The sequence below is a fragment of the Ferviditalea candida genome, from assembly GCF_035282765.1.
GTDB classification, from domain to species: Bacteria; Bacillota; Bacilli; order Paenibacillales; family KCTC-25726; genus Ferviditalea; species Ferviditalea candida.
Genome location: NZ_JAYJLD010000073.1, coordinates 1 through 4,423, shown reverse-complemented (window position 1 = coordinate 4,423; position 4,423 = coordinate 1). Strand labels below are relative to the sequence as shown.

Below are 4,423 nucleotides of genomic sequence, written 5' to 3'. Positions count from 1 at the left end.
TCGAAAAAAAGATTGCTTATGGAAATCAGACCACATATAATCTAGTTAATAGGTCGAATTTACCATTTTATTCATATTTTTCTCAATTTGTCATCATTCTTGATCAGGGCAAATCCGCCGAAAGGCGGAGACGCAAAGCCATGGGTCTAAGTCCTTGGACTTATGAAGGATATGATTGCCAGGCTGCCGGGAACAGGATCTCTTTTGCACAATTGAACCTCTTCTCATCGGCAGTGCGTCTCTCGCGAATATTTGGGCGGGGATGCTCCAGGGGGAAGGGGTTTTTATGTTGGAGAAAAAAATCTTAAGAGGGGCAAGCGCATCCTGTCTTTCATCGCCTGGCGCAAGACGTTCGCCGTCCTGTTAAGCTGGATGCTCATATTGGAGCTGATTCCATCCGAGCTTTGGCTGAAGGCTGGAAGCCTGTTGCCTGGGTTGGCGGAGAGAGGGGTCCGGGCGGAAGCGGCGAGTCTGCAGGGGCCGTCCTGGGTAGAACCGGTGAATGAAACGGAAAGTCCGAAATATTATACGTTTGACGACGTCAAGGTGCTGTCACCCCGTCCCAAAGTCGGGGAAGAGAAGGTCGGCGGCCCTGGGGCCAACATCAAGGCATTGGAAACGGAGCCGGCATTTTCGCCGAAGGAAGGCGCGGCGCCATTTGTCATCAAGTGGGAGGATACGTTGAGCGATTGGGTAGCCAGTCAGGAAGGAGAGCCGTTGAACGCGCCTTCCGGCTATACCGTGACCTTGAAGCTGAAGGAAATCCGCACGGGAGAGATCTACACCCTGCTTTCCGGCAGCGTTGACCATTACGGAACCAATAATTTCAATTTGACTTATGAGGTCGTTTCCGAAAAGGAAATTCCCGACGGATTCTATTATTGGATCCTTGAGGCTGAGGCGCCGACTGTAAGCTTCCTGATCCCATCGGAGGACCCGGAGACGCCTCCTTCGACGGTCACGCGGACGGCTCCTGCATACGGCGGAGAGTATACAAGAGTGATTCTCGACCGGGTCGCGCCGGAGATCGTCGGCGTGCATCCGCTGGGGGACGGCAAGCTGGCGGTGGAGGCCAAGGATGGGGTCAGCGGACTGCAGCATTTTGAGGCTTCCGGCAGCTCTGTCTCGGAGAGGGAGCTGAGCTCCTTCCCGCAGCACGCCGCTTACGCCGCGAAACCGGGCGACGGGGAAACGCTGCAGGTTGCCGTCAAAGACATGGCCGGCAATGAGACGACCGACACGCTTCCTTTGCGGCCGTTTGTCACCGATCTGGGCGATCAGGCATACATCCCGCAGGCGGCAGGCACCGTGGCCGGGCAGCAAGCGAAGATCAATTTGACCGGGGGCAACGGCATACAGCACTTTAAAGGCTTTAAGCAAATCACGCCGGGCTTTGATCTGGATTTCAGCCCGACCTACAACCATCAGAATCGGGTCAAGGGCGCGTTCGGCTACGGCTGGAGCTTTACGCTCGACTCAAGGATCAAGAAGTGGTCGGAGGACGATTTGACGTGGAGCGGGTTTGACGGAACCGTCTATTGGTTCCATAAGGAAAACGGGGAATACGTCACCTATGCCGGCGGGCAAAAGCAGTATTATCCGCAGCTGACGTATTACCCCGATGCCGCCAACCCGAATGACAGCTCCTACGTGATGGAATGGCCGGATCAGTTGAGGTATCGTTTTACGGATGACGGAAGATTCTGGATGATTCAGGACCGCTACCAGAATGAAACGTTCTTCAGCTGGATCAAATGGCCGACCTATCACGGGATCGATTACCGGATCGAGACCATAACCGACAGCGCCGGCCGCAAGGTGCAATTCCAATATACGCCCGACACGGGCAATGTATACTCGACCATCATCAAAGAAATCGACGGCGCCGGCAATCAGACGGGAACGTACAAGAAATTTTTCTTCATGTACAATCAGGCGGGAGAGTTCGTAGGCTACCGGGAACCTTCGCAGAAAATCATCCGCTTCACGTATGACGCGCTTCACCGCATCGACAAGATCATCGATAACGGCAACAACCATCGGGAGAAAGCCGGGGAAGAGCCCGATTCCAAAGTGACCGATTGGCAGTATGACGGACAGAACCGGGTAACAAGCATCCAAGCGGTTCGCAAGCAGGATCAAGTGAAAGAGTTCGTGGATGTGGCTTACGGTGAACAGCAAGCCGAAGTGACCACGGCGGGCGGCAGCGCTGTGCTCAAATGGAACGAAGCGGGGCGCCTGACCGAACGAATCGAGCAGGTTGATGCGACGGACGGGGAACAGAGGGTCCAGACACAGACGGCCAAGTGGACCTATACATACAGCCGCAACCAATTGATCGGCCAAACCGATCCTTTGGAGCGGACGACGAAAACCCGCTATGACGCCAAGGGCAACCGGACGGGTGAGCTTCGTCCTTCCGGCTTAGTTCTGGAATATGCATACGACCAGGATGGGGATCTGCTCAGCGAAAAGGGGACGGGCGGAGTTGACGTGAGCTACAGCTACGTGAAAAACGGGCGTAAGATCGTCAGCCGCACGAAAACCGTCACTATTGCCGATCCTTACGGAATTCAGCCGCCCCGAACCGTCACCACCCGCGAGGGGTTTTTGCCGAACGGGCAAATCGACAAACGGACCGACGGGGAAGGAAATGTGTTCCAATATCAGTATGACCACAACTTTTTCCCGACCGATACCGGCCGCGAGGTGACCTACACCTATGACGAGAACGGCAATGTATTGACGGAGACCCGGCATCCGGGGACGCCGGACGAGGCGGTCTATACGTACGCGTATAATCCGGTGGGCCTCATCCAGCATGCCGAATCGCCGACGGGACGGATCGACGACTATGTTGAGTACGACAACTTCGGGCGCTTGAAAAAGCTCGTGCAGACGGACAAGAAAGATTCGTCCAAGCGCATCGTCCGCGCTTACGAATACAACGACGGGGACTCGGTGATCTATACGTCGGACGGGCTTACGAAGTCCAACTACACCTACGACGGCGCGGGAAGGATCTTGTCGAAGGTGACCGTACCCATGGAGGCCGGTACGGAAGGAAAGCTGGAGAAAGCTTACGAATACAACACGCAAGGGCTTTTATCCAAAGAGACCGACGAACGCGGCAATGTGAAGGAGATTTTCTACAATATCGCGGGAGAGCCGGTGGAAATTTCGGAATTGGGCGGCGCCAAAATCACGCTGCAGGCGTATGACGACGCCGGGCGGCTGAAGTCGGTGACGCATCCGGACGGCAGCTTGACCGAATACGAATACGATGCCTGGGACCGGGTGACGAAAAAAACCGAAACCGTCAAGACGAATGTCCCCGCCGGTTTCCCGGTACAGCTCGGAGAGCTGGCTGACCGCATGCTGGTCACCGAATACCGCTACAACTCGATCGGCCAGCTGCTCGAGGAGAAAGGTCCCGGAGGCAATTGGACCCGGTATGCGTATGACGGCAACGGCAGCATCGCCTCCGAAACCGTCGGCGGCAAAGCGCCGGTGTGGGGAGGCTACACGCTGGCCTCAAACAAGCCCGACACCTTGTACCCGGGCGATGAGGTACTGTCGGTCCGGACGTATCAATACGACCGGCTCGGCCGAATCGTTGAGGAGACGGACGGCAACGGTTATACGACCCGTTACGCCTATACGGGCGGCGTGAAGAAAGTATCCGTTCCGGCTTTCGATGCCGCGGGCAACCTTACGGTCTACACCCGGCAAACGCATACGGACCCGGACGGCAGAATCATCGAGACCGTCGATCCGTCGGAAGACCGCACCGTTTATGAGTACGACGCGTTCGGCAACCGGACTCGCACCGTCAATCCCGGCGGACAAGAGATTGTCTACCAGACCGACGCGTACGGGCGCAATCACCAGCGAACCGAACAGATCGATGCGACCGGCAAAACCCAAACGCACCTCTTCGATGTGGATGCCTGGGGCCATATGCGGGAGCATCGGGTTCAACTGAACGCATCGGAGTGGGCGGTGACCACAACCCGGTACAACGCCGTCGGCGATCTGCTGCGGCGCGAGGAGCCTTCCGGGCTCATCGAGGAATACGTCTATGATGCACAAGGGCGCGTCACCTCGGAGACCATCACCAACCCGAAGCCGGACGGGTCTGCGGAGATCCGTTTGAGGGGCTACGTTTATGATGTCAACGGCAATGAAATCATGCGCAGGCTGCCGGACGGCTCCAAAGAATACGACCTGTACGACACCGCCGGAAACAAGCTGGTCGCGGTCGACGCCGTCGGCACGCCGGTGAAATATACGCCGGATGCACAGGGGAACATCACGGACATTACGCTATACGGCAAAAAGTCGGCAGCGCTCATTCCGCAGAACGTGGAGTCCGAGTCGCACAATGTTCTGAACGCAGCCGGGAATCTCGTATTGAATCGTG

Annotated in this window: 1 protein-coding gene and 1 riboswitch; the gene reads left to right on the top strand. The window is 56.6% G+C overall.

Annotated features, from left to right (window positions below; translation table 11 throughout):
* The first annotated feature begins 97 nt into the window (after positions 1–97).
* Positions 98–191: riboswitch (cyclic di-GMP riboswitch) on the top strand.
* Positions 192–381: 190 nt separating this feature from the next.
* Positions 382–4,423, top strand: a 4,042-nt coding sequence (locus VF724_RS20955) for a DUF6531 domain-containing protein (protein WP_371756179.1), incomplete at its 3' end; no start/stop codon positions are given.